General features: G+C 55.1%; 3 protein-coding genes. 1 reads left to right on the forward strand and 2 read right to left on the reverse strand.

All coding sequences use genetic code 11. The annotated features are described in order from the left end of the window. Positions 1–614: RHS repeat domain-containing protein (locus Pla100_RS30180; protein ID WP_146583107.1), on the reverse strand; the 614-nt coding region annotated here is incomplete at its 3' end. Between the two features lie 330 nt (positions 615–944). Here Pla100_RS30180 and Pla100_RS30185 point away from each other — a divergent pair. Beyond that, the gene (locus Pla100_RS30185; RefSeq protein WP_146583108.1) at positions 945–1508 is read left to right on the forward strand and encodes a hypothetical protein; all 564 of its coding nucleotides are present in this window, start codon (positions 945–947) and stop codon (positions 1506–1508) included. Between the two features lie 637 nt (positions 1509–2145). Here the strand turns inward: Pla100_RS30185 and Pla100_RS30190 are convergent. Then, the coding region (locus Pla100_RS30190; RefSeq protein ID WP_146583109.1) for an efflux RND transporter permease subunit at positions 2146–2723 on the reverse strand (578 nt) is incomplete at its 5' end.

Raw genomic sequence — 2723 nt, forward strand, 5'->3', positions numbered from 1 at the left:
TCATGCTTCTTGACACATTCATCAATGATCTTGATCGCAGTTGGTTCAGTCGGGCGATCTGGGTGACCAATCAAATAGCCGGTGCTAATCCAAACGCACGACACTTTACGACCATCGCAGCACACCAAACCTCCCGCATCGCCATCTGACATACCCGCTGCCTTTGCCTCATCGCAGCATTCTTGCTCCGGTCGCGGCTCTACCGCACATAGACCAGAAGGATCAACTGATGAAATGGGTGAATCAAGAGCATAGCAGTACAAGTTCCCAGGACTCCCCTCATACCCGATCGGATCTTTGGAGCAGAACCGACCGGCATCGGCGTCGTACATCCGGGCGCGGTAATGGTAGAGACCCAAGTCCTCGTCGAACTCACGGCTGGTATACGTGTAGCGGTTCCCTTCGGCTGATGCCGTCAGCGGCGAAAGACTTGCGTCCAGAACCGTCATCCCGCCGTAGGCGTCATACGCGTAACGTTCGGTGATGGAGCCGCCGCCGTTGGTGATTGCCGTGATGCTGTACTGTTGGTTGCGGTGGTATTGACGTTTGGTGTTTTGGAAGGTGTTTTGGGTTGGAGGGTGGCACGCCGTTGGGAGCCTCCCGCGCCGGCGCACGCGAGGGCGATGGGAAGAAGGACAACGGCGGGATGATGACTTGCAGAGTCGTGAATGGCTTCGCCGGGGTCAGGCTGGGTTTTCGGTTTTCAGGGCCAGGGAGCGTTTGAGGTTGTTGATCGGATGCCTTTGGCTCGTCGACTCGGCCATCCGCTTCGTCGATCAGTGAACCAATCTAGACGATTTCCCCGGATATGCCAAACCGAATTGTGCCGGAAGATCGCGATGATTTGGTCGCGTCGGTGCGGGAACCCAGTGACTCGCGAAAACCGAAAACCCAGCCTGACCCCGGCGTGAGCCGACCCGCCCCAGCCAGCCGAGATTGGGCGATTGGTCCCCGATGACCTATATTCGTTGCACCCGGAACGGATTGATCAGGCTACCGGCATGCCGGAAGTTGGCCCGTGGGTTATTTTCGAGCGTCCGAAGACTTTTGAGTATGGCGAGTGGGTTCTTTTCAAAGAAGTCCAGGAGCTCTTGAAATGGGGTATCCAGCGGTCGCAGGCGTGCGGCGGCAACACGATCCTCTGCAATAAAAAGGGTGTCTCGTGGTATCAAGACCACAGACGCAATGCGGCTCAACGAATGACGAAGTGGTGGGGGGAGGTACCCAATGGGAAGACGATTACCGGTGTCGGTGTCATCACCCGAATCCAGCGAATTGATGCAGCCTTCCCAAAGCATCCGTTAAAAAACCTGCGAAAGGTACTGCCGAATCTCTTGCGTCAAGATTACGGAAGTGAGATAGCAGACCTCTCGAATGCTCGACGAGTAGCTCGTACATCGGTCACCAATCGATACTCAGACCCTCGATATGCAACGCTGAAGATGGCGATCCTTGACCTTCGTCCAAAGCTCCAACCACTGCTCGATGAGCTTGCCAAGGACAGCTAGTGGCGACGGCTGTTTGAAGGCTGGAAAGAGAAGATCATCCGCAGCGGACGTGTCTTCGGTGGGTCGGATTTGAGCTGAAATCTGACCCAATCTGACCCAAAATCCCACCCATTTCCTGACCCAAGTACTTGTCCCCACCGGACCGCTTAAATCGCAAAACGCCGTAAAGCGTTGGCTATCAAGGACTTCGGCGCACGAAAAAAGCCGCCTGCGATGATCACAAGCGGCTTTTGAGTGGAGGATCGAGGACACCAGTAGAACTTTTTTCTGGAGGCGTTCACGCATGGGGGCATGCGGAGATCACTTTGATTGGCGCAGTTTTGGCCGCAAACGCATGAAGTTATGGGTCTGTGGGCAACATCATGAATGTCTTCCCCAATGCTGAACCCCGACCCGTGTGGGGGTAAGGCAGTTGTATTCTCGCAAGTAATGATTTGCTGTAAGCGACTGGCGGTTCCTATTGGTTCGTGTATCAATCCCAACCAGCGCGACATCTGCGTTTGGACGCTACCAATGTCAAGGAAGCTGCTCAGGCAACAGTACACACCAGCTTCTGATCTGAGATTCAATCCACCTCAGGCCGACTCCGAAATCTGAGTGATTGGCTGCTACTACAATAATGCGAGCAATGTGGCAATCAAACTCCGCTCGCCTCACGACTGAAATGGTTTGTCATTGAAACCAGTGTTGGCGCGAGTATCAGCACGATGGCGGTTGCAAACATCAAGCCGAACGCGAGGCTGGTTGCCATTGGGATCAGGACGAGTGCTTGACGTTGTGTTTCCAATAGGATGGGCAGCACTCCGGCGATCGTTGTGATTGAAGTTAGGATGACGGGACGAAATCGGCGTCGTCCGGCGTCGAGGATTGCGTCTTGAATCGGCAGGCCGTCTCTCAATCGCATATTGATGAAGTCGATCAGGACGATGGAGTCGTTGACGACGATGCCTGAGAGTGCGATCAGGCCGTAGATGCTGAATAGCGTCAGGGGCAGTTGCATCAACACGTGACCGGCGATCGCTCCGATGAATCCGAAGGGGATGATCGACAACACAAGGACTGGTTGAACGTAGGACTTGAACTCGATTGGTAAGCGTTCTATCTGCCCAGGCGGGTGAACCGGGGCAGTGGGCCGCGTACTAGAAGTCCGAGTCACCGTCGCCGGTTCGTTGGGCGCACTCCAGGTGCTCGCACAGTTCCACGACCGCATCGAGG

Origin of the sequence: Neorhodopirellula pilleata (genome assembly GCF_007859915.1) — a bacterium.
GTDB lineage: Bacteria > Planctomycetota > Planctomycetia > Pirellulales > Pirellulaceae > Rhodopirellula > Rhodopirellula pilleata.